This window comes from Sporosarcina sp. ACRSL (assembly GCF_022346605.1).
Lineage (GTDB): Bacteria > Bacillota > Bacilli > Bacillales_A > Planococcaceae > Sporosarcina.
Window position 1 is genome coordinate 151417 of the sequence record NZ_JAKRNT010000004.1, and the last position, 25976, is coordinate 177392.

The window sequence follows — 25976 nt, forward strand, 5'->3', positions numbered from 1 at the left end:
CATGCCAGTGTGCCGGTTTAATTTTAATTAACTTCAAATGTTTCCATCGCTTGTTCTGAAGACTCCACCATTAAACGCACTTCGTGCAGTAAATCTTCGTTTTCCTTCCGCAGCATCACCTCATTCGGTTCGCTAGACATCGCATAGGCGAAAATATAGGAATCGTTTGATCCTATGTATTTGTAGAAAGGGTGCTCCAACGTATCGTCATTGCCTTCATTGGCAAAGACGATGATACTGAATACGAGTTGCTCTACAGAGCGGGATGATTCAGTGAATGTAAAGTCGACTGTTGCAACAGCATCAGAATCCCAAGACCCGGTGTCGACAGTTAATCGCTTAAGTATATCAGCGGGCATTTTAAATGAAAAACCGTATTGCTTATTTGAATAGATTTCTTGTACCGATTCTACACTCGAAGCCTTATCATCTTTCTTCTTCTGCTTGGATCCAGTTGAGTTTCCATTCTCCGACTTAGAGCCTTTTTCTTCTTCACCGATAACGTTGTTCACTTCTTCCTTGTTCCCCGTCTTCGCGGACTTTAACTCGGAAAATGTGAACTCGTCTCCGTCTTCGAAGCCAAACACAGTTCTGATAAGCCCTATGTTAGGTGCATAGTAATGGACTGTACGGCGGCCTTTTTTGTCATCTGGGATGACAGTAGTCACTTCAATCACATTATCATAGGAGCCTGCTGGGACTACTACGGTCAAACCGGTAGCGGTTATATGGCTAACCGATTTGTCCATATCCTTCTTTTCCCACTTAGGTTTGTTCGCTAGTTCCACGACAGACGTCTCTTCATTTTTCAGGGCATTGATGACATAGACGAGCCTAATTTCCTCATCCGTAACGATAAATTCCTTAATTGACTCGATGGCCAATCCGCCTTTTTCATGGATATACACCGTATCCGGACCATCAGAATTGATTGACAGATTCACCGAATCGTTCGCTTCCATCGTTTGTCCGTTTGTACCGTATTGGACATATGTCCTCATCATGCCAATTGGCGGGAAATAGCTCGAGATGTCCATGCTTTCAATCTCTTTGGAACCGACAGATTTGATATTGGAAGAGCATCCGTAAAGGATTAATGTAAGCAATCCAAAATAGAATAACATTTGTAATTTCTTCAATTCCAATTCCCCCTCTTTCAACCTATATCTTACCATTCTACTAGTAGAATGCGCATACTTTTCATAACCAGGATTTAGACTATAAGACTCTGCAGAAATAAAATAATTTAAAGACAAGTGAGTCCATAAATCTTATAATCAATTTATACAATAATAATGTGAATTGAGGAAGATCCATGTATAAACTATTAGCCTTTGATTTAGACCATACACTTTGTAACCCAGATGATCCTATAGATACCGAAACTTTAACATTTCTCTATGAAGCCGAAGAAAATGGTCTGAAAATAGCAATTATGTCGGGAAGACCTATTATGTACATAGGTGGGTTAGGTCGACAACTTGAATTGAAAAACCCCATTGTTTCTGGGGAAAATGGCGCATATACATATTATGATATTAGTTTTCCACCTAAAATGTATTTTCAAAATGAACCAACGGATGAGCAGAAGAAGATGCTGTTACATTTACGTGAACTGATTCAGAAGAAGTTCAAAGAGAAAGTTTGGATACAACCAAACTTCACGAATTTTGCAGTGTTTGCAATGGATGATTCTTATCGAGATGAGTTGGCTCATTTCATGCAGGACTATTATGAAAACGTCATTAATGATGATAGTTATTCATTATTCTTCCATCCAGATGGTAGTATTGAAATCGTTCCACCGAACATAAATAAAGGACTTGCGTTGAAGCAGATCATGAATTATGAAGGAATTACAAAAGAAGAGGTTATTGCGGTTGGAAACAGTGGAAACGATCTTGCGATGTTAAAAGAAGCAGGATTTTCGATTGGAATTGGTTATAAGGAAGCGGATATTACATTTGAAACGATTGGTGAGGCTGTTATGTTTTTAAGAGAAAAACTTCAATTACCGATTAGCGCAGGTGAACATAAATGATGAAAACGACGAAAGAAGAACCGACCGTAGAAGATTTAACACGTAAAGAATTCCTTGAGTTGCGAAATGTGGAATATGAACAAATGAGTGAGGATTGGCGTCATCGTGACCAAATGACATGGCAATCATTAGCACTTAGTGTTACGTTGACAGGTGCTATGTTTGGGTTTATGAAGGATTTGGATAATGTCTTAATTACACTCATCATCTGGGGGTTAGCTGTTTTGTTTAACTACACGATTCTAATTCGAATCATTAAAGACAATTATTATCAAATGGGCAGCATTGAAACGATTCTTTATAAATTGGGCGGAATCGAATTAGTCGAGGATATGTATCAAACGAAAGAAACCTCTTACAAGGAAGATTATAATTTAAGAAGAATTAAGCCATCGGATGAGTTTTTTGAAGCCTCTGTTAAAGCTGGTCGCATCCCTTATCCGTTTTTGTATAAGCAGTTCTTTTTGAAAGTCTCTGCTTATAAAATGTTTATCTTCATTCAGATCTGTTTGGTGTTATTGACTTTGTGTGCGTTTATTTATGAATTATATATAGCTGTGACATCGTACATAGAGTTGTGGATCACTTTTTAAGTGATCCTTTTAATTTTGTCGAGAAATGAGGAAGGACTTTTTGCCTTGTGTTATTATAACTCCCCCAATTCAGTGAGTCCTATTTATAGACTATCATCATACTTATGTACGATTATCATATTTGTAGGGACGCTCTTCCGTCGCCATCGGCTAAATGGTCGGCATCACGGGAGACGTCTTTTCCTTTCTTAAGATTTGATAAGGACATTATATCCGTTGAATCCAAGACAGGACATACCGTCAGCAATTGGACGTTTTTAATTAGCATTTATCAAATACTACTTTTTGCTTTTTCTTATAACCTATCCTATTTTTCACTATTATTCGGATTTCCTACGTGTAATTTACTTTATTCCGCTAGTTTTCTACAGCATCTATATTACCCAAAAGACTGTTTATGTAAAAACAATTACTAGATTACGCGGAAAGAATATTAAAATAATATTGCGAAGTCAAATAATTGTGTCTATACTAAATAAAAATGGTTTACTGTTAACAGTTGATTGTTTTTAATCTCCTTTGTTTAAATTATTTATTACAATATATCTCCTTGTTATCTAGAACCAAAAGAAGGGAGGGTAAGTTGAGAAAATATAATTCAGCAAGGAAATGTGAAAAAATGGGGGGTTTATATGCAGTCTTATATTCTTAAAAGACTTTTAGGAGTTATACCTGTTGTATTTATTATTCTTGTATTTGTATTTCTCATGTTGCAACTGTCTCCCGGAAATCCAGTTATGCTATTGCTTCCTGAAAATGCTACTTCTGCGGATATTGAGGAGGCTATGAAGAGATTTGGTTTTGATCGTCCATTATACACGCAATTCTTTGATTTTTTGGCTGGTGCTTTAGTGTTAGATTTTGGAAATTCAATGGTTTACTCGGAATCGGTACTTAGTATTGTCCTTGAACGATTACCAGCAACATTGGAATTAGCATTTAGTGCTATTTTTGTAGCGTTAATTGTAGGCGTTCCTTTAGGGATTATTGCTTCATTAAGGCCTGGTACGCTTCTCGATCGTCTTGCATCTACAGCAGGTTTGTTTGGGGTCAGCTTGCCAAATTTTTGGTTAGGATTAATCCTTATCATCTTTCTAGGAGGAACATTAGGTTGGTTCCCAACAGGGGGACGAGTTCCCTTTGATGCCCTACAATATAGTGGTCCAACTAATTTCCTTTTGCTTGATACAATTTTACATGGAGACTGGAATGGTTTTAAGGTTGTTTTATCCCACCTAATATTGCCAGCTATCACATTAGGGACCGCGGTTGCAGGAATGATTATGAGGATTACAAGATCTAGCATGCTGGAAGTGATGAATAAAGACTTTATCCGAACAGCTCGCTCAAAAGGAATCAATGAAATTACAGTTACGTCTTCACATATTTTCAGGAATGCGCTAATTCCTATCGTAACAATAGTTGGTTTAGAACTTGGAAGTGTTATAGGGGGATCAATTATCGTAGAAACAGTTTTTGGTTGGCCTGGTATGGGTAGTTTACTCATCACTTCAATTGGAATGAGAGATTATTTTCTAGTTCAAGGTATTGTGTTTTTTATTGCATTAACATATGTGTTTTTGAACTTAATTGTTGATATTAGCTATAAATTCATTGATCCAAGAATTCGCTATTAAAAGGGGTTGGTAATATTGGTAGTTAAACCTTTGGTAAAGAATCGTGCAAATAGTATACGGTGGACCGATTTGTATGCGCTTACAAAGCACCCGGGTTTTTGGAGTATCTTTACTGGTGGTTTGGTTGTTTTGATTTTAATTCTATCCGCTGTTTTTGCACCAATAATTGCTACTCATCCTCCGGATCAGCAGGTGCTTAGTGATAGATTGCTACCAGTCTCCTGGGCAGAGGGGGGTTCAGCTGCTCACATTTTAGGGACGGATACATTGGGAAGAGATATATTTAGCAGAATTCTTTATGGAGCTAGAATATCATTAACAGTTGGCTTAGCAGCTGCAATAGGGGCGGGAATAATCGGAACGACGTTTGGCTTAATATCTGGGTTTTATGGAGGAAAGATAGACTACATTGTTCAAAAGATAGTAGAGGTTTTCCAGTCATTCCCATTTTTATTGCTTGCAATTTCTATAATGGCGATTTCTGGTCAAAGTTTAGGTATATTGATACTTGTTTTAATATTGCAGAGATGGGTGGAGTATTGTCGGGTTGTTCGTGGCGAAACTCTGAGTCTCAAATCTAGAGAATATGTTCAGGCAGCCAAAACCATGGGGGCAAAAAATTATTTTGCGATTATCAGACATATACTGCCGAACTCTGTAGCCCCTGTGATTATTATTGCGACGTATTCACTTGCTTCTTCAATTATTACAGAATCAAGTCTAAGTTTCTTGGGCATGGGTGTTCCTCCACATATTCCGACATGGGGTTCGATGTTATCTGAAGGTAGAGATTACATGTATGCAGCTCCTTGGCTATCTATTATTCCAGGTATATGTATCTTTGTTACGGTTATCGCTGTGAATTTATTAGGTGATGGAGTTCGGGACTGGTTTGACCCAAGTATTAGAGGTCGGTCTTAGTGACTCTAATTATTTGCATATTGGGGGCGGAGAAATGAATTTATCCATACAACGAGATTTATTAGAAGTTAAAAATCTATCAGTTAATATTCCTACTACCAAAGGGAAGTTGAAAGTAGTTAATAATATTAGTTTTAAAATAAAAAAAGGGGAAGTTCTTGCATTGGTTGGTGAATCGGGGTGTGGAAAAAGTATGACAGCACTCTCCCTCTTAAAACTACTTCCAAATAAAACAAAGTTAGAGGGTTCGATTATTTTTAATGGAACTGATATTGTGAAGGCTTCTGTTTCTGAAATGCATCGCATTAGAGGCGGTAAAATCTCGATGATTTTTCAAGAGCCGATGACATCACTTAACCCTGTTCATAGAGTTGGTAATCAAATTGCAGAAGTCATTCGAGCACACATGAAAAAGAGTAAGAAAGAAGCTCTTGAATTAGCCATCCACATGCTTAATAGTGTTGGGATTCCAGATGCATCCTCGAAGGCAAAAAGCTATCCACATGAATTGTCTGGAGGACAAAGGCAAAGAGTCATGATAGCGATGGCATTAGCTTGTAAACCAGCTTTATTAATAGCAGATGAACCGACAACGGCACTAGATGTAACCATTCAAGCACAGATTCTTAATTTAATGAAAGAACTGAAAGACGACTTTGGCACATCAATGTTATTTATTTCTCATGATCTTGGAGTGGTGGCAGAAGTAGCAGATCGGATAGCTGTAATGTATGCCGGAGAAATTGTAGAAGAGTCTCCAGTTTGGAAAATCTTTGAGAATGCTGTTCACCCCTATACCCAAGGGCTTCTAAAATCAATTCCGGATGGTAAGTTGCGGGGAGAACGTTTGGATGTTATTAAAGGTTCAGTACCTCCGGCTGGAAGTTTTTCATCGGGTTGCCGCTTTTATGGAAGGTGTCCAGTTGGAATACCTAAATGTCAATCTCAGAGTCCCGAATTAATTCAAATTGACGAATTCACTAATGCCTCATGTTTGTTACTTGAAAAAGAAACGTATGCGACTAACACAAGGGAGGTGGTCAATAGATGAAAAGCTCAATTTTAACAATGGAAAATATTAAATGCCATTTCCCAATTGAGAGAGGAATATTTAAAACAAAACAAAGTGTTAAGGCTCTTGATGGAGTTGATTTAAATATCTATGAAGGTGATACTTTCGGACTTGTTGGGGAGTCAGGTTCAGGGAAATCCACATTAGCGAGAGTTGTAGCTGGCCTTCAAAGGCCAACGAATGGTCGGGTGTTTTTTCGTGGAAAAGATATTACTCCCTTAAGGAATCAAGAGTCAAAGGCTTTGAAAATAAGTGATATTCAAATGGTTTTTCAAGATCCGTACTCTTCCATAGACCCACGAATGCTTATTGGAGAGATTATCGAGGAACCTATGCTAATTGCAGGCTGGGGGAAAAGTGAAAGAAAAAAGCGAACAGAGGAATTACTAGAACTGGTTGGCCTTTCGAAAGAGGCAGCGAAGCGTTACCCGCATGAAATGTCTGGTGGGCAAAGACAGCGTGTAGCAATTGCTCGCGCAATTGCACTTAAACCTAAATTGGTTATTTGTGATGAGTCGGTTTCTGCCTTGGATGTTTCGATACAAGCTCAAATCTTAAATTTGTTGGATGATCTTCAAACGGAATTTAATCTTACTTACTTATTTATCGCCCATGATTTAGGCGTTGTTAGACACATGAGTGATGTTATTGGAATTATGTATCTTGGAGAAATCGTTGAAAAAGGAATGACTGAAGAAGTGTACCAGAATCCCTTACATCCTTATACGAAAGCTCTGGTATCAATGATTCCTACAATTGAACATCGTATTCATAACCGAGAGCGCATAGTTTTAAAAGGAGAAATACCTTCGCCGATGAAACTTCCTAAGGGATGCAGGTTCCATACCCGATGTCCATACAAGATGAAGATATGTGAAGATATTAACCCTAAGCTTCAAGAAGTTGAAGAAGGACGTCTTGTTTCTTGTCATTTATTTAATTAACAATTATTTAATCTAACAAAATGCCTTGGGTAGTCAGGAACCTTTAAAAGACTGGGAGAAGTAAATTGCATAAATTTGAATAGATGATCTGCTTATTTAAAAGTGAGAGGGGAAGTGTATTTAATGTTTGGTAAAAAAATGTTTTTAGGGATTCTATTATTAATCTCATTGATTGTCGTGGCATGTTCGAATTCAAGTGTGAGTAATAACGAAGAAAATGAAGGAGACAAAGCAACTGAAGATACACAAGTAGAAACTGTTACCGTTGCTCAAACGATTGGTATAGACGCCATGAATCCATATGCACATAGTGCGATACCGGTTTATGGTATCTGGAGACATGTTATGGAACCACTTGTTGAATTTGATTTTGAAACAACAGAGTATTATGGAGTGTTAGCAGAAAGCTGGACGGTGGAAAATGAAACAGACTGGATTTTTACACTTAGAAAAGATGTTAAATTTCATGACGGCAGTGAATTTACAGCAGATGATGTTGTGCATACTTACAATCGCATAATGACAGATCCGGAAAGCTTACAAACTTCATTTTTAGCACTTATGCAAAGTGTTGAAAAGGTAGATTCACACACTGTAAAGTTAGTTACCAAACAACCAAGTGCTTCAATACTGAAAGAGTTAATTTTACTTTATATTTCAAGCGGTGCACATTACGAAGAACTTGGACAGGAAGAAGCTGATAAAAACCCTATTGGTACAGGGCCATATAAGTACAAGGAGTGGAAAAGAAGTGAAAATTTCGTAGTAGAAAAATACCCAGAATATTGGGGGGGGACACCAGAGGTTAATCAAGTTGTATTTAGAACTATGCCAGAAGATGTTGCAAGGGTAGCTGCATTGGAAAGGGGAGAAGTAGATATTATCCCTGCACCAACCCAAGATTTAGAAAGACTCAAGAATTTACAAGGTATTACTGTTGAAGGTTTACCTAGTCTTCGGATGATGTTCTATGTTATGAACCCAACAATTGAACCTTTTGATGATGTTAGAGTTAGACAAGCTATTAATTATGCGATTGATATAGACAGTCTTATTGAACACGTTCAAGAAAGTCAGGTAAATAAATTAAATGGTCCTGTAGCAGATAATGTTTTTGGATATAATCCCGAGTGGGAGGCTTATCCTTTTGATCAGGATAAAGCTCGTGAACTTTTAGCGGAAGCTGGTTATAAAGATGGCCTTGATATTAATATAGTAACTCCCACAGACCGATATTTACGTGATGTGGACGTTACTGAAGCCGTTGCTTCCATGTTAAAAGAAGTTGGAATTAATGTTACCGTTCAAACACCGGAATGGGCAGTTTTCTCGAGTGAGTATAAAGAAGGTGCTTATGGCATGTACTTAATTGGACGTGGACCTGTCTTCGATGCTGACATCGTTCTGCGCCAATATTTCCGGACAGGCGTGACGAAACGATCTATGTATTCTAATCCAGAATTCGACAAGATTTTAGATGATGCTGATATGAATTTCGATGTTGATGAAAGAGAAAAGTTATTGCAGGAAGCCGGTACTGTACTATTTGAAGATGCTCCAGCTGTATTCTTATACACAAATCAAGATAACTATGCTTATCGTAGCAAATTGAAATGGGTTCCAAGGTCAGACGAACAAATTAGAGTAGGGTTTCCAAGTAAATAATGTAATAGAGTTCATAATATAAAAGGAGTGAGGGAGTACTATGGATTTCATTGAAGTGAAAAATAGAATAGAAGAGAATAAAGAAGAGTACATGGAAACATTTTTGTCTTTATTGAGACAGCCAAGCATCAGCTCAACTAATTATGGTATAGAAGATTGTGCAGAACTTTTAAAAACCATTATGGAAAGAGCAGGGATTGACGTAAAAGTTATGCCGACAGATGGGAGTCCTGTAGTCTATGGGGAAGTCATACACCCAGATAATAACTTCACAATTCTTTTTTATGGTCATTATGACGTCCAGCCAGCCGATCCCTTAGAGTCTTGGATATCCCCTCCTTTCGAACCAACAATTCGTAATGGAAGGGTATATGCCAGGGGTGCCGGCGATAATAAAGGACAGCTTTTGGCGCATATTTTAGCGGTTAAAACTTTACTTGATACTTATGGAAAATTGCCCATTAATGTAAAATTCTTGTATGATGGAGAAGAAGAGAATTCAAGTCTGAACTTTGAACCATTTGTAAGGAATAATAAAACATTATTGAAAGCGGATGTAGTTTACACTGCAGATGGACCAATGGATCCGTCCGGAAAACCCATGGTTCTGCTAGGTAACAGAGGGATGCTTTACATTAAAATGAGAGCAAAAGGAGCTTCCCACGATAATCATTCTGGAAATAAAGGTGGAATTGCGCCTAATCCAGCCTGGAAGCTGATTCATTTGTTGAATACAATGGTTACTCCGGAAGGAAAAGTATTAATTGATGGCTTTTACGATGACATTAGAAAACCCACAAAAGAAGAGTCAAGCATTTTGAGGAACCTGCCCTTTGATCCAATTGAAACAGCTAAAGTTGTTGGTGTGGATAAAATTGACCTTGATGCAGAAACCTACTACGGTAGAATAGCGATGCAACCCACATTTAATATAAATGGGTTATATAGTGGTTATACTGAAGATGGTCAAAAAACGATTATTCCTAGTACTGCAACAGTAACAATTGATATGCGTTTAGCTGCGGATCAAAATCCTGAAAAAATATATAGTAAAATAGTTGAACATATAAATGTTCATGCTCCTGATATCGAGATAGAAAAAATGGGTAGCACTAAGCCATCCAGAACATCTGTTAATTTGGAAGTGGTCCAAACTATATTAGGTGCTGTAAGAGATTCGTACGAGCAAGAACCAATAATCTTACCCGCTATTGGAGCAACGATGCCAGGTTATGTTTTTACTGATATTTTAGCCCAGCCCGCAGTATTAGTTCCATATGCCAATGCAGATGAAGATAACCATGCTCCGAATGAGAATATGGACATCGATTGCTATTACAAAGGAATTCAAACAAGCTGCAAAGTATTAATGGACTTAGGAGAAAAATACACGGAAAACGGTACACGGAGAAAGATTGAAATCGGAAAGGTTTAATTGCTGTAGCATAAGTACTGCGTTTATAAAATCTAAAGATTGTTAAACGCAGTACGCATTGGGCTTGAGAGTCTATGGTTTCCTGGGCTTTGTTGCTGAATTTTGCTAGACTTAAAAGTGTTACATCTGAAAGTAAAATAATTTAAAAATGGAATGATGATAATGAAAATACAAAAAATGGAGCCACTTTATCTCCAGGTATATTCAATTTTAAGAAAAGAAGTATTGGAAGGTGTTTACCAGCCAGGACAAAAGCTGGTTGAATCGAGAATTGCGGCTGATCTTGGGGTAAGTAGGGGTCCTGTACGTGAGGCAATGGGAAGATTAGAACAGGAAGGATTAGTTGTTCAAAAAGATAACTATAATCATGTTATCGAATATACGGAGAAAGACGTTATTGATGTTTATCAGTGCCGGAAGGCTCTAGAATCGATGGCTGTTGAATTAGCAACTAAATTCATTTCTAAGGAAGAACTTACCCATCTAAAAGAAGTTTTAGAAAGAAGCGAGGAAGCTTTTCGAAGAAATGATTCAAAAGATATTATTAAGAATAATATTATCTTTCATGACATTATTGTAATTTCTTCAAGAAACAATTCTTTAATTGATATGGTGGAAACATTAAAGGGTAAAATCACCTATTATAGAAGCACGATAATTGGTAATTATCATAGAAACGATGTAAATGATGATTACATTAAGGAACATCGGGAAATCTTCACGGCAATTTCCGATGGGAATGCTACAATTGCAAAAAAATTAATGGAAAAACATATGGACTCTGATATCTCTGCATTTGTTAGTTTTATGAACAAAAGTAAAAAAAATAAACAGAATGTATAGAGTACATTATAAGTACTTGTCAAAATGAATTATGCTAAAACAATACTTTGCAATCGATTATTCACTGGATTAGGGGGTAAATATGAATCTATCACGCTATGGCCCTTCATCATTGCGAATCGCTTGGATCATGCTAGGTTGGCTATTGGCTGTTCAAATTGCTGTCGCCATTGTTGGTCGTAGTCTAGCACCTTTAGGTGCATTAATTGGTACTGATATAGAGTTAACCAATGCTCAAATTGGATTATTGCCAGCAGCTCTTTACTTAGGTCAGCTCTTTATTGGATTACCCTCTGGTTTTATAAGTGATAAGTGGGGTTCACGACATTTATTATTGATATTAGGTTTAGTATTGGGATTTTCATTTGTTTTTTTCTCGTTTTCGTATAGTCTTGGATTAATTTTAGTTTTTCTTTTCGTAGGAGGCCTTGGTTTTGGCACAATACATACAACTACAAATTTAGGTATTGTATATTGGTTTCCGTTGAAGAGAAGAGGCACAGCGATGGGAATTAAGCAGATGGGTATGACCTTTGGTTCGGCTTTAGCATCCTTAATTTTATTACCCATAGCAATCCAGATAGGCTGGAGACTGGCTATATTGATAGCGAGTTTATTACTAATTACCATTAGTATTTTTGCTTTCATTTACTATCGGGACTCACCTGAAAAGAATGTTGCGGGTACTCCAAAATTAACTATCCAATTATTTCTCAGAAGGCTTAAAGAAATCATACGGAATAAAACTCTCTGGAAAATTAGTCTATCTGCCGCTGGATTAAGCGGAATACAAATTAGCTGGAATACCTTTATTATAATTTATGCTCACGATAAATTCCAAATGAATCTGGCAATGGCAGGTCTATTATTGGTTTTTTCAGAAGTAAGTGGTTCTTTTGGTAGGATTGCTTGGGGAGTTATTAGTGATTTTATCTTTAATGGAAATCGAAAAATTATATTTATGATTATAGCATTACTTACATTTATAACCAGCGTAACTGTCGCAGTATTACCAAGTCAAACTCCACTTTTCATCATTTTCTTCATTTCCTGTATATTCGGTTTCTGTGTATCAGGATTTAATGGTATCTGGATGAATATGGCAAGCGAGTCTACCACTAAAAACTTAGCAGGGACCGCAACGGGTTTTAGTTTGATGATAGGATCTTTGGGAATTGTTTTAGTTCCTCCACTATTTGGTTGGATTGTTGATAAAACTTCTACGTATGAATTTGCCTGGTTTTCTTTGGGTGGATTGTCCTTGTTGATTCTTTTATTATCATTTTTCACCCGGCGATTGAGCGAAGTCAAAGGGGCTATTTAAGGAATTAAAAGAGTATCTAAATTTCCAGGTATTGTGATTGGTCAAAAGTTCCCCTATTTAAAAGTAATTGTGTGTATTTTTGTTAACTTATGGATTGACTTAACAGTGTAAAGACAACGATGCAATTTTTTTTGATTACTAACTGTCAACAGTAAACAATAAACAATAAACAATTCTCGCGAGGCAAATGGAATGGAGGAAACTGATGAGTAAACCACTTGAAGGAATCAAAGTATTAGAATTGGGCAGTTTGATTGCAGGCCCATTTGCATCGAGGTTAATGGCTGAATTTGGAGCTGAAGTAATTAAAGTAGAACCGCCTGAAAAAGGAGATCCTATTAGGAACTGGAGAGTTCTTCATGAGGGGACATCGCTTTGGTGGTATGTCCAATCAAGAAATAAAAAATGTATTACGTTGGATTTAAAGTCTTCTGAAGGACAAGAATTAATCCGAAACATTGCTAAAGAAGTAGATATTGTTGTCGAAAATTTCCGTCCAGGTACCTTGGAGAAATGGGGAATTGGCTATGAGGATCTAAAGGAATTAAATCCGGGCATAATTTTCGTCAGAATTTCAGGTTACGGACAAGATGGACCTTACCATAATAAACCTGGGTTTGGAAGCATTGGAGAGGCAATGGGGGGTATTCGTGCCCTTACTGGATATCCTGAATTGCCTCCTACAAGAGTAGGAATAAGCCTAGGGGATTCTGTTGCTGCCCTATATGGAGTAATCGGTGCTCTTATGGCACTACGGCACCGGGATCTGAATGGAGAAGGTCAAATAGTAGATGTCGCTTTATACGAAGCCATATTTAGTTTAATGGAAAGTATGGTACCTGAGTACGATCATTCTCAACTGATTAGAGAAAGAACCGGGAGTACATTGCCAGGAATTACACCATCAAATATTTACCTTTCAAAAGATGGTAAATACGCTGTAATTGGTGCAAATGGTGATAGTATTTTTAAACGATTGTGTGAAGCGATGAATCGTAAAGATTTATCTGATGATGAAAGATTTCAAACAAATAAAGGACGTTCTGAAAGGGCTGAATACTTAGATGGAGAAATCGAGAAATGGACAAGCCAATTTGAATTGAAAGATATTTTAATGAAACTCGAAGATCATGGAATCCCATCAGGTCCAATTTATAACGTTGCCGATATGTTTAAGGACCAACATTTTCTATATAGGAAGATGATAGAAGAGGTAGACGTCGAAGGATATGGAAAACTAAAAATGCCGGGCATTATTCCAAAGCTTAGTATAACTCCCGGAGGGACAGAATGGGCAGGTCCAGCACTTGGGCAACACAATAATGAGGTGTTTAAAGAGTTATTAGGTCTAAGTGAAAGCCAAATCAAAAAATTGAAGGATAACAGAAAAATTTAGTTATGTGATTGTTAGGTGATAATTATTGAAACCTACTTATATATTAAAAACTCATTTGAGAGGAAGTAAACAATGATTATAAATCCAGATGATTTAAATACAAAAGACACATACAAGCTCTTGATTGGTGCAGTTGTACCAAGGCCGATTGCATGGGTATCCACAATATCTAGTGACGGTACCCCAAACTTGGCACCATTTAGCTTCTTTTCAGTAGCATCTAGAAAACCTCCAATTCTATCCATTTCTATAGGTCCCGGAGTTGGCGAGAGAGAAGGAACTACTAAAGATACGCTAGTAAATATTCTTGAGCAAAAGGAGTTTGTTATAAACATTACACCTGCAACGCTAAGAAATGAAATGCACCGCAGCTCAGAAAATTTTCCAAGTGATGTAAATGAGTTTGAATATACAGGATTGACACCAGGTGAGAGTGAGATAGTCAAGTCGCCACGTGTTGAGGAATCACCAATTAGTATGGAATGTATCTTGCATGACGTTATAAAGCTTGGTGAGGATCATCTCGTTCTAGGGCGCGTTGTTCGCTATCATGTTAATGATGAGCTTTACGAGAAAGGGAGAATTAATTTAGCCAAACTTGCTCCAATTGGCCGTTTAGCTGGAAACTACTCATTAGTGGATAAGATTTTCTCGTTACCAGATGATAATTCCAAAGAAATGTTACCGAAATCGGTTGATAGCATGAGGGAAATTAAATGAAAGCAATTCATATCCAGGAGGTCGTAACGAGGGACGGATTTCAAATTGAAGAGAGGTTTATTCCGACAGAAGAGAAAATTGGGCTTCTGAATACGTTGTCAAAAATTGGTTTAAGTCGCATTGAAGTGAGCTCCTTCGTCTCTCCAAGAGTTGTACCGATGTTAAGAGATGCTATCAATGTCGTTGCCGCAATTGAAAGAGATCCTAGTGTCACATATGTTTGCCTAGTCCCAAACACTCGTGGTGCAGAAATTGCTCTTTCCAGGGACATCGACGAAATCAACTTTGTAATGTCTGCAAGCGAAACTCATAATTTAGCAAACACTAGAAAAACAATCGAACAGTCATTAAGGGAGCTTACCAACATCTCTTCTTTAATTAGAGGAACAGTATTACGGTTAAATGGTTCTATCGCAACCTCGTTCGGCTGTCCGTACGAAGGTGATATAAGTAAGAAAAAGCTTTTTTCAATTATTGAAGGATACCTTGAGCGTGGTGTGATGAGTGTAACACTGGCTGATACCACAGGAATGGCGAATCCAACACAAGTTGAATCATTACTTACAAAAGTAAGAGAGACGTGGCCTTAACTAGAATTAACATTACATTTCCATAATACCCGGGGAATGGGGTTAGCGAACGTCTTAGCAGGAATTCGAGCAGGGGTCGATCGCTACGATTCATCTCTGGGTGGATTAGGTGGTTGTCCATTTGCAACTGGCGCTACAGGTAACATTTGCACAGAGGATCTCGTCCACATGCTTCATATGATGGGGCATAGCACTAATGTTGATTTAGACGGGTTGTTATCTATAGCCAGAGATTTACCGGGAATCGTCGGGCACGATGTTCCGGGGCAAGTAATCAAGGCGGGAAAGGTTTCTGATTTACATCCAATCCCTAACTGGGCAATATAATAAACGAATGAATTTATTGTAACTAACCCAAACCAATCACTGAAATTCCAAGAATATATACAGTGGATAATGAAACAATGCACCTAGCCCTTTGAAAATAACTTCCTTATTTAATACAGATGTCAAAGAAAATGAAAACTGATAAAAATGGAGGGAAATCGATGGGTAAAACGCTCTTTGATAAAATTTGGGAATCACATGTTATATATGAAAAAGAAGGAGAACCTTCTTTACTTTATGTTGACTTACATTTAATCCATGAAGTAACTTCTCCACAAGCATTTGAAAGACTACGGATTAGTGACAGAAAGGTACGTCGTCCTGATTTAACCTTTGCAACCATTGATCATAACGTCCCAACCACAGATCGTTCAAAGCCAATAACTGATATGCTTGCAAAAGAACAGATTGACCAATTAATTACTAACTGCCATGATTTCAATATTGAACTATTTGATTTATCAAGTAAAAACCAAGGGATTGTCCATGTTATAGGACCTGAGTTAGGGTTAACCACCCCAGGAAAAACAATTGTGTGTGGTGATAGTCACACATCTACCCATGGAGCTTTTGGTGCTTTCGGGTTCGGTATTGGGTCAAGTGAACTTGAACATGTTCTTGCGACTCAAACAATACCACTAATAAAACCTAAAACAATGCGCATTGAATTAAAGGGTAAGCGACCAAAAAGCTTAACAGCAAAAGATATTGTACTTGGAATCATTAAGCGCATTGGAAATGCAGGTGGCACTGGTTTTGTGTTTGAATTTACAGGTGAAGCAGCGTCAGACTTATCGATTGAGGAACGCATGACGATCTGTAATATGGCAATTGAGGCAGGAGCCCGCGCAGGGTTGTTTGCACCAGATAATAAAACTTTTAAATACCTTGAAGGCCGTCAATATGCTCCAAAAGGAGAGGGTTGGGCTATAGCTCTTGCAGATTGGCAACAGCTAATACCAGACATAGATGCGTGTTATGACCGCGAACTGATTGTTGATATTAGCGAATTCTCCCCATTCGTCACCTGGGGGACAACTCCTGACATGGTCGTAGAAGTAACAGAAAATATACCAGATCCAACCAGTTTCAAAACTGAAATAGAGCAAAAGTCTGCTCAGAATGCATTAGATTATATGGGATTAAAAGCCGGTATGTCTATCATGGATATTGCGATTGATAAAGTCTTCATAGGTTCTTGCACGAATTCAAGAATAGAAGATTTAAGAGCCGCAGCAGATATTGTTAAGTTAAGTAATGATAAAGTGGTTTCTACAGTTACAGCATTGGTTGTTCCTGGATCACATCGTGTAAAAGAACAAGCTGAAGCTGAAGGGTTAGACAAGATATTTATCAATGCTGGATTCGAATGGAGAGAACCTGGATGTAGTATGTGTTTAGGGATGAATCCAGATTACTTATTACCTGGGGAACGATGTGCATCTACTTCTAATAGAAACTTTGAAGGACGTCAAGGTCGCGGAGGACGTACACATTTAGTGAGCCCGCCCATGGCTGCGGCAGCTGCGCTAAAAGGATACTTTGTAGACATTAGGAAATATGATTCGGTAAAGGAGAATTAAGATGGAACCATTTAAAACTCACCAAGGCTATGTGGTACCGCTTAATCGTTCGAATGTTGATACAGACGCTATTGTCCCAAAGGAATTTCTTAAAATAAATGATCAAACGGGATTTGGAAAGTACTTATTCTATAATTGGCGATTCAAGGATACAGGAGAGGTAAACAATGACTTTGTCTTAAACAGTCCACTCTATCAAAGTGCAAACATTTTATTAGCCAAGGATAACTTTGGCTCAGGTTCTTCTCGTGAGCATGCGGTTTGGGCATTAATTGATTATGGATTCAAAGTTATTATTGCTTGTTCTTTTGCCGATATTTTCTATAATAATTCGTTTAAAAACGGGTTGCTACTCATTACGCAACCTGCTGAGATCATACAAGAATTATTTGAGATTGCAGCAGAAGGAACACAATTAACAGTCAATCTCTCAAATCAAACTATTATTACCGAAAGCAACAAGATTCTTAGCTTCGACATCGACCCATACCATCGAAAAATGTTGCTCGAAGGTCTTGACGAAATCAGTATAACCTACGGGAAAGAAGATCACATCAAACAGTTCGAGGAAAAAAGAGCAAACTGGTTAACGCCCTGCTATAAGGAAATAAAACTCAAACTGTAAGTCCTCTAATGAAAAGTACACTCTATTTAGATGAAATAAAAGTAAATAATTATAATGTATTGTTACTGACGTAAGAAATCGATCGGAAATTGATGTGTGTCTTCGTCTTCTTTGTGTCAGATTTGTTGTCTAGTCCAACTCAAAAAAATAAACATTAAAACGTAAGCCCCCAATCAAACAACGCATATTTTTAAAAGCATCTTCTGGTATGAACAATAGATCAACTTGAAGGAGGTGCTTTTTCTATTGCCATAGAAACCATTGACCACAGTCTCCGTAAGTTTGCATTCCACACCTAACACGGATCTACAAGCCTCTTCTTTAACATCCTATGGCTCTTGTTTCATCAGGATTGGAAGTGCCGAAGTCACTTTCCAGGTCATTCACAGTCATAGTACACCAAAAAGGGTGCCCGCCGTAAAACAATGAAACTTGTTTTATGCGGATACCCTCATCTTATTTATCTCAATCTACATTCTTGTCCAAACCTTATAGTTAAAGCGAATTTAGATTAATTTTGATTGATACTATAAAATGTCACTTCACCTTCAGTATGCGTATTCCAGTTTCCGCTGTTATCCTGAATATTGTTCACTGTAAACATTGCGGTTTTAGTTGTCGCGATGCTTGCCGTTGGTACATGGATTGTTACGGCAACAGATGTAACTTTATCAGTCGTCCCAGGCGTGATTGATATGGATACAGAAGAACCTGACGGTAGTGGATGGCCATCCCATTTATAGTTAGAAATATCTTGCACGGTATTTAGATTCACACCACTGTTGTCGTCAAACACTGTAAAAGAAACGGTTTGCGTTTGTGAATAACCTGATTCACCGCCACTTGTGATCCAGTAAACTACCGGGGGAGTTGTATCCCATACGAAATTCTGAACCGTAAATGTTTCTGTTGCCCACACATTCGGATTAGGAATCGGTGCTTTATCGACAACCGTGTTTTCCGGGATAGTTAGCTGATACGTCCCGTTTGGTAAAGCATGATAGATTGTTAATGTATTGGAGTAAATTGATGTGTTCGCCCCGCTGTAATAGTTCAAGTAAATTGGCGTGGAGTCACTTGTCTGTTGATTGACGAGATAGATGACATTATTTGTCCCAAGCGCAATATCTTCTGTGAAATTCGCAATGATTATGCCATCTCTCCATTCGACCGATGATAATGCGGGCGCGATTGTGTCATAATTGAAATTCAAGTTAGTTGAATACAGGTCGGCACTATAGCCATAAATGTCTTTAACACCAGCGTCGACAAAAAGTGTGGCATTGTACATGTTATTGTAAATCGATGACGCCCCCGATAAGATCACAGTTCTGGAATTCCCGCCAGACGTTGCAGTAAGCTGAGTAGTCGTGCCATTTGAATGGACAATTCGCGCGTTCCCTGTGAATGAAGAGATATCCATCTCTTTATCGTACGTCAATTCGATTCTGTTGTTGGCTGTGACTTTTACATCGGTCACCGTTGGGGCGTTCGTGTCGACTGCAACAGTTACGGACGTTTCTACCGGGTTTGGAGATGTTAAATTGTTATTGTAGTCTTTCACATTTGTTACGGAAATCCTTGCAGTCGTGCCTGCTCGAACCGGTGTGCGTACTGTGACATCTAGCCGATTTGGATCCGTCGGATTGTTTGTGACTGTTGCGAGCGTATTGTTGACATAAGCAGTAGCGCCCGCAGCATTCACAGGTTCATCGAAAAACAGTGAGAACGAAGTTGTCGATGTTTTTGCCGAGGCAGAACTGGACACCAGTCTAGGAGCAGTCGTGTCATATGCTTTAAAGGTTTCCGAATACTTATCGAGTGGTTCATTTGTCGAAGATTTAATAGCATCCGTTGCTGTCAATGTATATTCCCCAATAAAGGACCCACTTGCTGTAATTGTTAATGTTTTCCCGTCGGAAGATAAAACACCTGTAAGTTGTCCAGGACTCACAGTCGTCCCAGTGTTTGTTGTGACAGAAATATTTTGTACGACGTTCCGGCCATCCAAGACTGTTGACTTTGAAATAGGGGTTGCAAACGTCACTTCAATTTGTTTAGCGTTCAGCGTTTTTACTTCCTTAATATAATGAGTGCCTGCTTTTGTTTCGAATGTCATGGCGATTGTTTTATCTATTTTCGCGCCACCTTTTGTCAAGGTGACCACATAAAGCCCCGCCTTTTTACCCTTGGCAACCTTTGCGACAACACCTTGTTCAGTAATGAGGGAAGTGGCATAAGTTTGGACAGCGGCTAATTTCTGCTCGTCCGTTGCATTGTTGCCATATGGAATCTCTAATGTACCGCCTGTCACTTGAAAGTATGCCGCGTCTACAGCTAGCTGGTTACGATCGACCGCTTCAGGCTCCGGTTGTCGTTCAGGCGTTGGTTGTGACTTAGTTGCAGCTTCACTTCTATAAATGAAGGAAGCCAACTGCCCACGTGTTACAAAGGCATTAGGCGAGAATGTCGTCGGTGAGGTCCCAGTTGTAATTTCATTAGCATACAATACTTGGACGAAGCTTTTATCCCATTTGCTGGCATCGATATCACTAAACGGGTTGCGCTGAGGATCTTTGGATTTGAATTTGAACCCAAGCACTAGCATTTTTGCCATCTGTGTTCTTGTCAGATTATCATTAGGTTTGAAGGTGTTATCCGCATAACCTGAAATGATCCCCGCTTCAACCAGCGCCGCAATAGCACCGTAGTAGGGATTCTTTTTGCTAACATCTTTAAATCCTGGATCCTTGACATTCACTGTATCCAACCCTAAAGATAGAGCCAAAAACTTTGCAGCGTGCTGCCGACTAATATTTTGACTTGGTTTGAAAGTACCATCTGGATACCCACCAATAATGCCCCTTGAAGACAAATCCATAACGGCTTCATAAAAGTGATGGCTTGGGATATCCTTGACATCGGCAAACCCTCGCGTAGCGGCTTCGATATTTACCGGAGTAGCTGCAACAATCGCCCCTGCAGCAACTGTTGTCGCTAACGTCGCTTTGAATAATTTCTTAGAATGTAATTTTTTCATTTTAATCCCCCTTTAGAATGTGTCCCACTACCTATATATGTTGTCGTATCCAAAAAATAGAATACCTTTCTACTTTTATAGTATAAGACTTTTGACGGACTAGTACAACTATTCAGTAGAAATCGAGTACCTGTACCTGAAATTGTCATTATCAATAGTGAGAAAATCATTAATCAACTAGGATTTTGAAAATCATGCACAAAAATAAAAATGCAGCATACTATAATTAACAAGTAGATAATCGTTAATAGAATAGAGTTAAAAGAGAAAGGAGATCGTCAATTGAAAATCTATCGAACTGAAGAAGAAGCATTACAATATTACGATTCAGGAAAGTACATCACCCCAGATGGATACACAAGCGACATTGCGGTTTTCACGTTGCTTCCAAATGAAGAACCTTTTCATAACGGGAAAAGTCGGTCGGCATATTCATTGGCATTGATGCTCATCAAACGGGCAGGTATAGACTCGGATGGGCAACCGAATATCGAAGGTAACAAATGGGCATTGCCAGGGGGGTTCATCCAAAGAGATGAAACTGCATATGAGGCAGCACAACGGGAATTGAAAGAAGAGACAGGTGTAGAAGGCATCGAAGTGAAACATTTCGGCGTCTATGACAAGTATGGCAGAGATAAACGGGGATGGATTCTTTCGAACGCACATTATGCGATTGTTCCGGAAACATATCTCGAAAAAAGGATGGCTTCTGATGACGCGGCTGAAGTTCGGCTGTTTACGCTGGATGAAGTGTTTCAATTGGAATTGGCGTTTGACCATCATGTTATTATCAAGGATGCTGTACGTGCGGTGGAAAGGGATGTATTGCAAACCACTGTGGTGAAATATTTCCTTCCAAAGGAATTCAAGATGGAAGAACTTAGACAGGTTTTGCTTGCCTTCGTAGATGATCCTGTTGTGAAAAATAAGCCGGGCTTCTTTCGGAAAGCGCCAACACTTCCATTTATCACAGAAGCACTTGATCACAACAATGAACCTAAAAAGACGGAACCGAATGCGGATACGAGAAGACCATCCAAATTGTATTGTTTCAAAGATGTAGATGTGACTCCGTCCATATGGAGATAATAGGTGAGTAAAGAGCGATGCGCTATAAGGAAAGAACACAACGTATTGCTCTGCATCTTTATGTAAAACAATTAACAAATATGAAATTGTTATCTATTAAAAGGAGTGTATTGAAAATGAAAAGCAAATTTGAGGAAATCGTGGACGTTCGTTTGATTGGAGGCCACAACCCGAAGAAAATGAATGAATTGGCGGTCTTGGCAAGTAAGGAACGCATTGCTCCGTCTTCGGAAGATAAGGAAAAGGTATTGTTCATTGGCATTGATGTCCAAAACGATTTCCTGGAAAACGGGGAACTTGCTGTCCCGAATTCGCACATAGACGTGGAGAACATGACGCGTTTCATCTATGACAATCTGAAAAAAATCACCAGCATATGTGTGTCGATGGATGCTCACGACATTGAACAAATTTTTCACTCGTCATGGTGGATCGATAAAGATGGCAATCACCCTGCACCATTCACGGTAATTACTCGAGTTGATGTGGAAAATGGCAAATGGAGAGCGACGCAACAACCAGAAGAGAGTAAAGAGTACATCGAACAGTTGGAGAAGGTCGGGAAAAAGCAATTGATTATCTGGCCGTATCATTGTCTAGCTGGCACATTTGGTGCTGCTCTCGAAGGACAATTCTCGAACATCATCCATTTCCATTCGATGGTTCGTCAGACTGAAATCATTAAAATCTTTAAGGGGCAGGACCCTTTGAGCGAAATGTACGGTATTGTTAAACCGGAATATTCCAAAACAGACATGGCGAATTATGAGTTCTTGGAGTCTTTAAAGGGCTATCAAAAAATTATCATCGGCGGCGAGGCAAAATCCCATTGTGTATTAGAATCTGTGAAACAGATTGTTGATTACTACAAAACAGACGTTGAATTGACTTCAAACATCTATTTACTGAAGGATTGCATGAGTTCGATACAAGGGTTTGAAGACAGTACAGAACAGGAAATAAGCGAACTTCAAAAGAACTATGGGATACAGGTTGTCGATTCAAGTGAATTGAAGCTGTAAAACGCTCAACGGTTGGAGGGCGGAATCACTTTCCGCCTTCCAGATTCAAATTTCAAATTGGGGGAATGGATATGAATTATCAAGATGATGGGTTTGCGCTTCACACAGATCTTTATCAAATCAATATGGCCGAAACGTATTGGGAAGATGGGATTCACGAGAGGAAAGCGGTCTTCGAGTTGTATTTTAGAAAACTTCCTTTCGGTGCCGGCTTTGGTGTTTTTGCCGGATTGGAGAAAATTATCGACTATGTAAAAACATACCGTTTCTCGGATAGCGATATTGACTATTTACGTGAGGTGGTAGGGTATGAAGAGGACTTCTTGGGCTACTTGAAAACTGTTCGCTTTACCGGGACAATTCGATCGATGAAGGAAGGGGAAGTTGTTTTCGCCAATGAACCGATTCTCCAAGTCGAAGCAAACTTAGCGGAAGCCCAATTAATCGAGACCGCATTGTTGAACATCGTCAATTACCAAACCTTGATTGCTACAAAGGCGGCGCGCATCAAACAAGTTGTAGGGGAGCAACAAGCGATCGAGTTCGGAACAAGACGGGCGCATGAATTTGATGCTGCCGTTTGGGGAACAAGGGCTGCGTACATCGGCGGATTCTCCGCCACGAGCAATGTACGGGCCGGAAAAATGTTCAGAATACCAGTGGCAGGTACGCATGCTCATTCGATGGTGCAGACGTATCAAGACGACTATCAGGCTTTCCGTAAATATGCACGTCGACATAGGGATTGCATCTTCTTAGTGGATACGTATGACACCTTGAAATCGGGTGTCCCAAATGCGATAAAAGTGGCGAAGGAATTAGGGGATCAGATTAATTTCGTCGGGATTCGTTTAGATAGTGGGGATATGGCATATCTATCGAAAGAAGCGAGAAAAATGCTCGATGCTGCCGGGTTTCGGAATGCGAAAATCATCGCTTCGAATGACTTGGATGAAGACACAATCCTGAATCTCAAGTTGCAGGGAGCTCGAATCGACGTTTGGGGTGTCGGAACAAAAGTGATTACCGCATTTGACCAGCCCGCACTAGGAGCGGTTTATAAAATGGTCGCTATCGAAGATGAAAATGGGCGAATGGTGGATACGATAAAAATTTCCGGAAATCCAGAGAAGGTTTCTACTCCGGGTTTGAAGAAGGTATACCGTATCGTGAATACAGTCAATCAACATGCGGAAGGCGACTATATCGCGATGATTGATGAACGACCGCAAGAAGAGGAAAGACTACGAATGTTTCACCCGACACATACATTCATCTCAAAGTTCGTAACAAATTTCAAAGCGGTGGAATTGCTCCATGATATTTTCATTGACGGAAAACTGGTGTATGAATCTCCAACCATCGAACAGATTCAGAGGTATGCAAAAGAGAGCATAGGACTATTATGGAGTGAGTATAAGCGTACACTGAATCCGGAAGAGTATCCTGTGGATTTGAGTCAACGGTGTTGGGACAATAAAATGGCGAGCATTCAAAAGGTCAAGGAGAAAATTGCAGATCTGCATAATTGATTTGGGGGAGAGTCGAATGTCAAGACAGGCGCCGAACAGTAAAAAACAACTTACAACATTGAATCCAGGAAAAGACATTGAAAAGCTATTTGCAGATGGAGTTAAAATAGGAATTTATGGGTCATCTTTCGATCCTGTGACCAACGTCCACCTTTGGACCGCCTCTACGGTCGCTCACCGTAAGGATCTGGACTTCGTCATCTTTCTTCCGTCATCGAGCAAACGCTTGGACAAAAAGCTGCAGACGGATGATGTACATCGTGTTGAAATGTTGAAATTGGCGATTGAGAAGAATCCGAAGTTTATCTTGGATGATTATGAATTGAACGTGTTGCCAGGGAATCAATACACCTATTATACAATGCGCTACTTCAAGGAAGTTTTCCCTGGTGCTGACCTTCAATTCATTATGGGTGCCGATTTGCTGGTGGATATCGGGGAAGGAAAATGGAAATGGGCTGAAGAATTAATAAGTGAAAACAAATTCATCGTCATGGCACGGAATGGAATCGACATCTTGGCGACAATTTCAAAGTCACCGCTATTGAGGAACCATGATGACGGACGTTTCCAGCTCCTAGATAAAGGACTGGCGATGGAGATCAGCTCCACGTACATCCGGGAGGAATTCGCATTAGGGGGAGAACCGCAATACCTCTTGCCGGGAGCTTGTTATGAGTATATTAAGGAAAACCAACTGTATAGGGAAATCTTACGATGAGTAAACAGACTGCTGCAACATGTGAGACAGTGAGTCGATCGGTTTTGGGACTGGTTGGCTTGCTGTTTTTTTTTATCTATTGAATCGAGAGGATTATCTATTGAATTTGGTGAGTTATCTATCGAAACTGTTGAGTTATCTATTGAATAGTAGAAGTTATCACCAAAACGGGACTTTTTATCTAGTTAACTAAGTGTAGAAGAAATTCAGAGGCATCCGTTTAGTTTGATTCCCCCTTTCCCCTCTATATAGAGGGGAAAGACCAAACTTTATATTAATCGGAAATAGTTACGAGCAGGAATTATTGATAATAATATAGAATTATCTATTATCAAATCGATGGAGGTGCTAACTTGTTTAAACCAATTGAAAATAGGGTTGATACGATTTTTGTTCATGTATCGGATTTAGAACGTTCAATACAATGGTATAGTGATTTGCTTGGTTTGCAAGTAAGAGAGGGGAATAATATTGGACCTGTATACACTTTAGATATGGGTGACGGACGTCCTGGGATCACGCTTGACAACCATTGTTTTGAGGAAGATTATAGATTTATTCCATCAAATCAGCCACTCTTTAACCTAAGTGCTTCCGACATTAACGCAGCATATAACCATGTCACTAAAATGGGTGCAGAGATAATAACGGAAATTATTGTTCATCCCGATTTGGCAGAGTTTTCTTTTAAAGATCCTGATGGCAATATCATAATGATTTGTACTTGTATCAGTTAAGTACAAACGTGTATAAGGGTCAAAAATTAATGAAGTCAACCATTTTCGATTAGCTTTATTTATCACAATCAGACCAAACTGTTTAGCAAGCAGGCATCCTTCTATTTATGTGGAAT

Annotated in this window: 21 protein-coding genes and 1 pseudogene; 20 read left to right on the top strand and 2 right to left on the bottom strand. The window is 39.0% G+C overall.

The genetic code is table 11. From position 1 onward, the window contains the following. Positions 1-23: 23 nt before the first annotated feature. Positions 24-1139 carry a hypothetical protein gene (locus MHZ92_RS07680; protein WP_239431082.1) on the bottom strand — a complete coding sequence of 372 codons (1116 nt, stop codon included), beginning with the start codon at positions 1137-1139 and terminating at the stop codon, positions 24-26. 176 nt (positions 1140-1315) lie between these two features. Between MHZ92_RS07680 and MHZ92_RS07685 the strand changes: the two genes are divergently transcribed. The 15 genes and pseudogenes from MHZ92_RS07685 to leuD all read left to right on the top strand — a co-directional run bounded on the left by MHZ92_RS07685 (position 1316) and on the right by leuD (position 17716). Beyond that, complete coding sequence (locus MHZ92_RS07685) at positions 1316-2041, top strand: HAD family hydrolase (protein ID WP_239431083.1); 726 nt, start codon at positions 1316-1318, stop codon at positions 2039-2041. After that, positions 2041-2634 (top strand): hypothetical protein, encoded by a 594-nt coding sequence (locus MHZ92_RS07690; RefSeq protein WP_239431084.1) that lies wholly within the window; start codon positions 2041-2043, stop codon positions 2632-2634. The genes MHZ92_RS07685 and MHZ92_RS07690 overlap by 1 nt, the downstream gene beginning before the upstream one ends. A 611-nt stretch (positions 2635-3245) precedes the next feature. After that, positions 3246-4271 (top strand): ABC transporter permease, encoded by a 1026-nt coding sequence (locus MHZ92_RS07695; protein ID WP_239431085.1) that lies wholly within the window; start codon positions 3246-3248, stop codon positions 4269-4271. A gap of 15 nt (positions 4272-4286) precedes the next feature. Next, on the top strand, positions 4287-5192 hold the full coding sequence (locus MHZ92_RS07700; RefSeq protein WP_239431086.1) for an ABC transporter permease: 906 nt from the start codon (positions 4287-4289) through the stop codon (positions 5190-5192). A gap of 34 nt (positions 5193-5226) precedes the next feature. Next, complete coding sequence (locus tag MHZ92_RS07705; protein WP_239431087.1) at positions 5227-6243, top strand: ABC transporter ATP-binding protein; 1017 nt, start codon at positions 5227-5229, stop codon at positions 6241-6243. After that, positions 6240-7208 carry an ABC transporter ATP-binding protein gene (locus tag MHZ92_RS07710; RefSeq protein WP_239431088.1) on the top strand — a complete coding sequence of 323 codons (969 nt, stop codon included), beginning with the start codon at positions 6240-6242 and terminating at the stop codon, positions 7206-7208. Before MHZ92_RS07705 ends, MHZ92_RS07710 begins: the two co-directional genes overlap by 4 nt. 123 nt (positions 7209-7331) lie before the next feature. Then, complete coding sequence (locus tag MHZ92_RS07715; RefSeq protein WP_239431089.1) at positions 7332-8873, top strand: ABC transporter substrate-binding protein; 1542 nt, start codon at positions 7332-7334, stop codon at positions 8871-8873. A 40-nt stretch (positions 8874-8913) separates the two neighbouring features. Next, entirely contained in the window at positions 8914-10308 is a 1395-nt protein-coding gene (locus MHZ92_RS07720) for a M20/M25/M40 family metallo-hydrolase (RefSeq protein WP_239431090.1), read from the top strand. 162 nt (positions 10309-10470) lie between these two features. Continuing rightward, the gene (locus tag MHZ92_RS07725) at positions 10471-11151 is read left to right on the top strand and encodes a GntR family transcriptional regulator (protein ID WP_239431091.1); all 681 of its coding nucleotides are present in this window, start codon (positions 10471-10473) and stop codon (positions 11149-11151) included. 82 nt (positions 11152-11233) lie between these two features. Continuing rightward, complete coding sequence (locus MHZ92_RS07730) at positions 11234-12475, top strand: MFS transporter (protein ID WP_239431092.1); 1242 nt, start codon at positions 11234-11236, stop codon at positions 12473-12475. A 205-nt stretch (positions 12476-12680) separates the two neighbouring features. Next, positions 12681-13871, top strand: coding sequence for a CaiB/BaiF CoA transferase family protein (locus MHZ92_RS07735; protein ID WP_239431093.1), 1191 nt, complete (start codon positions 12681-12683; stop codon positions 13869-13871). Positions 13872-13943: 72 nt separating this feature from the next. After that, positions 13944-14591 carry a flavin reductase family protein gene (locus MHZ92_RS07740; protein WP_239431094.1) on the top strand — a complete coding sequence of 216 codons (648 nt, stop codon included), beginning with the start codon at positions 13944-13946 and terminating at the stop codon, positions 14589-14591. Further along, positions 14588-15508: pseudogene (locus MHZ92_RS07745) on the top strand (hydroxymethylglutaryl-CoA lyase). The gene MHZ92_RS07740 and the pseudogene MHZ92_RS07745 overlap by 4 nt, the downstream one beginning before the upstream one ends. A gap of 119 nt (positions 15509-15627) precedes the next feature. After that, positions 15628-17091, top strand: coding sequence for a 3-isopropylmalate dehydratase large subunit (leuC, locus tag MHZ92_RS07750; RefSeq protein ID WP_239431095.1), 1464 nt, complete (start codon positions 15628-15630; stop codon positions 17089-17091). Between the two features lies 1 nt (position 17092). Next, complete coding sequence (gene leuD / locus MHZ92_RS07755) at positions 17093-17716, top strand: 3-isopropylmalate dehydratase small subunit (RefSeq protein WP_239431096.1); 624 nt, start codon at positions 17093-17095, stop codon at positions 17714-17716. Positions 17717-18227: 511 nt separating this feature from the next. Here the strand turns inward: leuD and MHZ92_RS07760 are convergent. Then, positions 18228-20756, bottom strand: a complete 2529-nt coding sequence (locus MHZ92_RS07760; protein WP_239431097.1) for an S-layer homology domain-containing protein — start codon at positions 20754-20756, stop codon at positions 18228-18230. Between the two features lie 282 nt (positions 20757-21038). Between MHZ92_RS07760 and MHZ92_RS07765 the strand changes: the two genes are divergently transcribed. The 5 genes from MHZ92_RS07765 to MHZ92_RS07785 all read left to right on the top strand — a co-directional run bounded on the left by MHZ92_RS07765 (position 21039) and on the right by MHZ92_RS07785 (position 25860). Further along, positions 21039-21848: an NUDIX domain-containing protein gene (locus MHZ92_RS07765; protein ID WP_239431098.1), complete on the top strand. Its 810-nt coding sequence runs from the start codon at positions 21039-21041 to the stop codon at positions 21846-21848. A gap of 116 nt (positions 21849-21964) precedes the next feature. Further along, the gene (locus tag MHZ92_RS07770; RefSeq protein WP_239431099.1) at positions 21965-22870 is read left to right on the top strand and encodes a hypothetical protein; all 906 of its coding nucleotides are present in this window, start codon (positions 21965-21967) and stop codon (positions 22868-22870) included. Between the two features lie 65 nt (positions 22871-22935). Then, complete coding sequence (locus MHZ92_RS07775) at positions 22936-24402, top strand: nicotinate phosphoribosyltransferase (protein ID WP_239431100.1); 1467 nt, start codon at positions 22936-22938, stop codon at positions 24400-24402. A gap of 16 nt (positions 24403-24418) precedes the next feature. Further along, complete coding sequence (nadD, locus tag MHZ92_RS07780) at positions 24419-25123, top strand: nicotinate (nicotinamide) nucleotide adenylyltransferase (RefSeq protein WP_239431101.1); 705 nt, start codon at positions 24419-24421, stop codon at positions 25121-25123. Positions 25124-25476: 353 nt separating this feature from the next. Further along, positions 25477-25860, top strand: a complete 384-nt coding sequence (locus MHZ92_RS07785; protein WP_239431102.1) for a VOC family protein — start codon at positions 25477-25479, stop codon at positions 25858-25860. Positions 25861-25976: the final 116 nt, after the last annotated feature.

Coding starts and splice junctions, on each gene's coding strand:
- MHZ92_RS07685 (WP_239431083.1), top strand. CDS start 1,316: ATGTATAAACTATTAGCCTTTGATTTAGACCATACACTTTGTAACCCA.
- MHZ92_RS07690 (WP_239431084.1), top strand. CDS start 2,041: ATGAAAACGACGAAAGAAGAACCGACCGTAGAAGATTTAACACGTAAA.
- MHZ92_RS07705 (WP_239431087.1), top strand. CDS start 5,227: ATGAATTTATCCATACAACGAGATTTATTAGAAGTTAAAAATCTATCA.
- MHZ92_RS07710 (WP_239431088.1), top strand. CDS start 6,240: ATGAAAAGCTCAATTTTAACAATGGAAAATATTAAATGCCATTTCCCA.
- MHZ92_RS07715 (WP_239431089.1), top strand. CDS start 7,332: ATGTTTGGTAAAAAAATGTTTTTAGGGATTCTATTATTAATCTCATTG.
- MHZ92_RS07720 (WP_239431090.1), top strand. CDS start 8,914: ATGGATTTCATTGAAGTGAAAAATAGAATAGAAGAGAATAAAGAAGAG.
- MHZ92_RS07725 (WP_239431091.1), top strand. CDS start 10,471: ATGAAAATACAAAAAATGGAGCCACTTTATCTCCAGGTATATTCAATT.
- MHZ92_RS07730 (WP_239431092.1), top strand. CDS start 11,234: ATGAATCTATCACGCTATGGCCCTTCATCATTGCGAATCGCTTGGATC.
- MHZ92_RS07735 (WP_239431093.1), top strand. CDS start 12,681: ATGAGTAAACCACTTGAAGGAATCAAAGTATTAGAATTGGGCAGTTTG.
- MHZ92_RS07740 (WP_239431094.1), top strand. CDS start 13,944: ATGATTATAAATCCAGATGATTTAAATACAAAAGACACATACAAGCTC.
- leuC (WP_239431095.1), top strand. CDS start 15,628: ATGTCAAAGAAAATGAAAACTGATAAAAATGGAGGGAAATCGATGGGT.
- leuD (WP_239431096.1), top strand. CDS start 17,093: ATGGAACCATTTAAAACTCACCAAGGCTATGTGGTACCGCTTAATCGT.
- MHZ92_RS07760 (WP_239431097.1), bottom strand. CDS start 20,756: ATGAAAAAATTACATTCTAAGAAATTATTCAAAGCGACGTTAGCGACA.
- MHZ92_RS07770 (WP_239431099.1), top strand. CDS start 21,965: ATGAAAAGCAAATTTGAGGAAATCGTGGACGTTCGTTTGATTGGAGGC.
- MHZ92_RS07775 (WP_239431100.1), top strand. CDS start 22,936: ATGGATATGAATTATCAAGATGATGGGTTTGCGCTTCACACAGATCTT.
- nadD (WP_239431101.1), top strand. CDS start 24,419: ATGTCAAGACAGGCGCCGAACAGTAAAAAACAACTTACAACATTGAAT.